This window comes from Mycobacterium nebraskense (genome assembly GCF_002102255.1).
Classification (GTDB): domain Bacteria; phylum Actinomycetota; class Actinomycetes; order Mycobacteriales; family Mycobacteriaceae; genus Mycobacterium; species Mycobacterium nebraskense.
Window position 1 is genome coordinate 1 of sequence record NZ_LQPH01000001.1, and the last position, 4,096, is coordinate 4,096.

At 64.4% G+C, this 4,096-nt stretch carries 2 protein-coding genes and 1 pseudogene; 2 read left to right on the forward strand and 1 reads right to left on the reverse strand.

Translation table 11 applies throughout. The features are described from left to right. Positions 1 to 221, reverse strand: a pseudogene (locus AWC17_RS32965) (hypothetical protein); the annotation flags it as partial. Between the two features lie 675 nt (positions 222 to 896). Here AWC17_RS32965 and pstS point away from each other — a divergent pair. Continuing rightward, entirely contained in the window at positions 897 to 1,994 is a 1,098-nt protein-coding gene (gene pstS, locus AWC17_RS00005; protein WP_046183234.1) for a phosphate ABC transporter substrate-binding protein PstS, read from the forward strand. A gap of 17 nt (positions 1,995 to 2,011) precedes the next feature. Then, on the forward strand, positions 2,012 to 3,997 hold the full coding sequence (locus AWC17_RS00010) for a serine/threonine-protein kinase PknD (RefSeq protein ID WP_046183233.1): 1,986 nt from the start codon (positions 2,012 to 2,014) through the stop codon (positions 3,995 to 3,997). Positions 3,998 to 4,096 lie beyond the last annotated feature (99 nt).

The window sequence follows — 4,096 nt, forward strand, 5'->3', positions numbered from 1 at the left end:
GACAGATGCGGATGACCGACGTTAACGGCGAATTCAGAACCTAGCGAGGTAACGAGGGCATGCGCCGGATGAGAGGCTGCAAGCTGCAACCTTAATTCGGAGTGCCCACCGAAAACGAGCACCCACATCGCAACGGCGGCCGCGACGACCACGACGGCGACAGAGCGCCACCGCGACCGCCTGAAGACGGCGACGCGATCAGCGTCGACCGGTGTCCGCATAGCCCCCATACCCCAAGAGGGTACTGCACGTCCCCAGGCCTCGCCAGCCCTATTACGCGCCGGTACAGGTTATTTGGTCACAATTGCTGTTCGACGAGCCGGTCCTGCCCCCACGTCGTCGGCGACACGCACGGATTAAGACGTACCGGCAGGTCGGGTCGCGTTTCGCGCAACCGGGTAATCCCTACCCCGGCGGACACAAATGCCGCGCCACTCCGTGCCGGCCAGCGCGTCGCCCGCTGTCAGCGCCTACCCCGCCGCCACATCGGCCATTTGCATGCCCTCACCACAACCGGAATCGAACCCAACCTGTGGTCGGCCCTGCCATTACCGGCGCCCTCAACGCCGACAGGTAAACGCAGAACGGACCTGGCCCGAGTTGATCGAGCCGCCAAGCCCTGGCGTGCCGCCGAAGACGTCGTATTGCCACCGGCACTGGGCCGACTGTTTGGATATGCGTGATCTTCGGCGTGTCTTGGGTGAGGCAGTCACCGGCTCACCAGGCGGTTCATGACTCCACCGTTTCGATGGATCCGATCCGCCGTTAATGAGCCAGTCCCTTGGCCGTCCACCTGCTACGTTCACCAGAACCCCATGTCGCGCGAGGCAGTGGCAAAGTAAGTGTCTTGCGACCTGTAGGTGTTTGGGACCTCTTACTTTTGGGAGAAGAGCTCGGTGAGACTCACCCGAACTGGCGCCGTGAGCCTGCTAGTGGCTGGTGCGCTGGCGCTATCGGCATGCGGAGGCAACACGAACAGCCCCTCAGGATCCTCGGCGAAAGTGGACTGCGGCGGCAAGGAGGAGCTCAAGGGCGCCGGCGCGACCGCACAACAGAACGCGATACAACGGTTCGTCTACGTCTACTCTCAAGCGTGTCCCGGTCACGCGCTGGACTACGAGGGAAATGGCTCCCGCGCCGGCGTAGACCAGTTCATCAAGAACCAGACAGATCTGGCGGGTTCCGGTGTGCCGTTGGACCCGTCGACGGGTGAGCCCAACAAGGCGGCTGCGCGATGCGGGTCCCCAGCGTGGGAGCTGCCGGCGGTGTTTGAGCCGATCGCAATCACCTACCACATCAGCGGCGTGAGTTCACTGATGCTGGACGCGCCCACGATGGCGAAGATCTTCAACGGCGCAATCACCAGGTGGGATGACCCGGCGATCAAGGCGCTCAATGCAGGCACCACCCTGCCCTCAGCGGCCATTCACGTCATTTTCCGCAGTGACGAATCCGGTAACTCAGCTAACTTCCAGCAATATCTCGACGCAGCATCCGGCGGTGCCTGGGGTAAAGGCCACGGCCAGACGTTCAAGGGGGGCGTCGGTGGCGGCGCCGACGGGGATGATGGCGTGACCGCGACCCTGCAGACCACCGACGGATCGATCACCTACACCGCGTGGTCGTTCGCGTTGGGCAAACAGTTGAACATGGCCCAGATCATCACGTCAGCGGGTCCGGAGCCTGTGTCGATCACTGCCGACTCGGCCGGCAAAACGATTGCCGGAGTTCGGGTCACGGGGCAGGGTAATGACCTGGTCTTGGACACGTCATCGTTCTACAAGCCGACGCAGCCGGGTGCATACCCGATCGTGGAGCCGACCTATGAGATTGTTTGCTCTAAGTATCCGGATTCCGCTACGGGAACCGCGGTAAGAGCGTTTATGCAGGCGATAATCGGTCCGGGCCAAGACGGTTTGGCGCAGTATGGATCTATCCCGCCGCCGGGCTGGCTACAGTCGCGGCTACTGACAGCGGTGAACGCTATCTCGTAATCACATAAAGGAGTTCGATGCCAAGCAGTGAGCCGGGTTCGCGGACGGGGTCGTTTTTCGGGCCCTATCGGCTGATGCGGCTGCTGGGGCGCGGCGGAATGGGCGAGGTCTATGAGGCCGAGGACACCCGCAAACACCGGGTGGTGGCGCTGAAGCTGATCTCGGAGCAATTCTCCGCCGACCCGGTATTGCGCGAGCGGATGCATCGCGAGGCCGACGCCGCGGGACGGCTGACCGAGCAGCATGTGGTGCCGATTCATGATTACGGCGAGATCGACGGGCAGCTCTATTTGGACATGCGGCTGATCGACGGCGTTTCTCTGCGCAGCGTGTTGACGCGCGATGGTCCGCTGGCCCCGGCACGGGCGGTGGCCATCGCGCGCCAGGTCGCCGCCGCGCTGGACGCCGCGCACGCCAGCGGCGTGACGCACCGCGATGTCAAACCGGAAAACATCCTGATCACTGGCGACGACTTCGCCTATCTGGTGGATTTCGGTATCGCCCGCGCCGCATCCGATCCAGGGCTGACCCACACCGGGATGGTGATGGGAACCTACAACTACATGGCCCCGGAGCGGTTCACCAGCGGTGAGGTCACCTATCGCTCCGATATCTATTCGCTGGCGTGTGTGCTGGCCGAGTGTCTGATCGGGTCACCTCCGTATCGGGCCAACAGCATCGAACGGGCGGTCGGCGCGCATCTGACGGAGCCTGCCCCGCGGCCCAGCCAGCTGCGACCCGAAACGGTTCCGGTGGCTTTAGATCAGGTGATCGCCAGAGGCATGGCGAAAAACCCCGAAGAGCGCTATCGCAGCGCCGGTGAACTGGCCACCGCCGCCTACGATGCACTGACCGCAGCCGAGCAGGGCCAGGCGGCCGCGATTCCACAGCGCGGCGACAACGCAACCCTGCCGACCAATGCCGCGGGTGCCGGGCTGGCCAGCCCCGACGCCGTGACCCAGGCCAGGGCATGGTCACGAATGTCAAGCTCGCCCACCACCGAGTCCGGGTGGACACCGCCTGTCGCCAGCACTGGCAGCTGGCGCAGCCGACCCAGCACCCCGCCCTCCGTCAGCCCTGCGGGTGCACCGGACTTTAGGCAATCGCCCCGCGCAGCAGCGGAGCCTCACCACAAACGCAAACGGATCCTCGTCGGCGCTACCGCACTGCTGGTGATCCTCGCCATCGGCGTCGCAGGGTACCTGCTAACCCGGGGACCGCACCCATCGAGGTCGGCGTCCGGTCAAACTGTGCTGCCGTTGGCCGGGCTCGGCTTCCCCTTCTCCCCAGGCGGGGTAGCGCTGGATAACACCGGCAACGTGTACGTCACCAGTCAAGGCATGTACGGGCGGGTGGTGAAGTTGGCTGCCGGTTCGGGCACCCCAACGGTGCTGCCGTTCACCGGCCTATACCAGCCGCAAGGGCTGGCGGTAGACGCCAACGGCACCGTATATGTCGCCGACTTCAACAACAGGGTGGTGAAGCTGGATCCCGGATCGAGCACCCCAGCGGTGCTGCCGTTCAACGGCCTCAATTTCCCGCAGGGGGTAGCGGTGGATGCTGCCGGCAACCTATACGTCGCCGACCGGGGCAATAACAGAGTGGTGAAGCTGGAGACGAGGTCGAACACGCAGACCGATCTGCCGTTCACCGGCCTCAATCATCCAGATGGTGTGGCGGTGGACGCCGCCGGCACCGTCTACGTCACCGACTCCGACAACGACAGGGTGCTGAAGTTGCATTCCGGGTCGAGCACCCCGACCTTGCTGCCCTTCACCGGCCTCACCGTGCCCTCGGGTATCGCGGTCGACACCGCGGGCGCTGTCTACGTCACCGACCACGAGAGCGGCAAGGTAGTGAAGCTGGATCCCGGGTCGAGCAACTTGACGGTGCTGCCGTTCACCGGCAACCACCCCGTGGGCGTGGCGGTGAACACCGCCGTCAAGAAAGTACTCATCGCCGACAACGGCACCGGCCAGGTGGTGGAGCTAGCAGCGAGCTGAGCGGGGTGCTCGCGGCCCTAGCTGTCGTGACCTGACACGTTGTTGTCAGGCAGCGAGTCGGCTGATTGGTGGTCGTCCGCCGAGGGCGGAGTGGCCTCG

Excerpts from the sequence above, each read along its gene's own strand:
- AWC17_RS00010 (WP_046183233.1), top strand. The coding sequence starts at position 2,012 with ATGCCAAGCAGTGAGCCGGGTTCGCGGACGGGGTCGTTTTTCGGGCCC.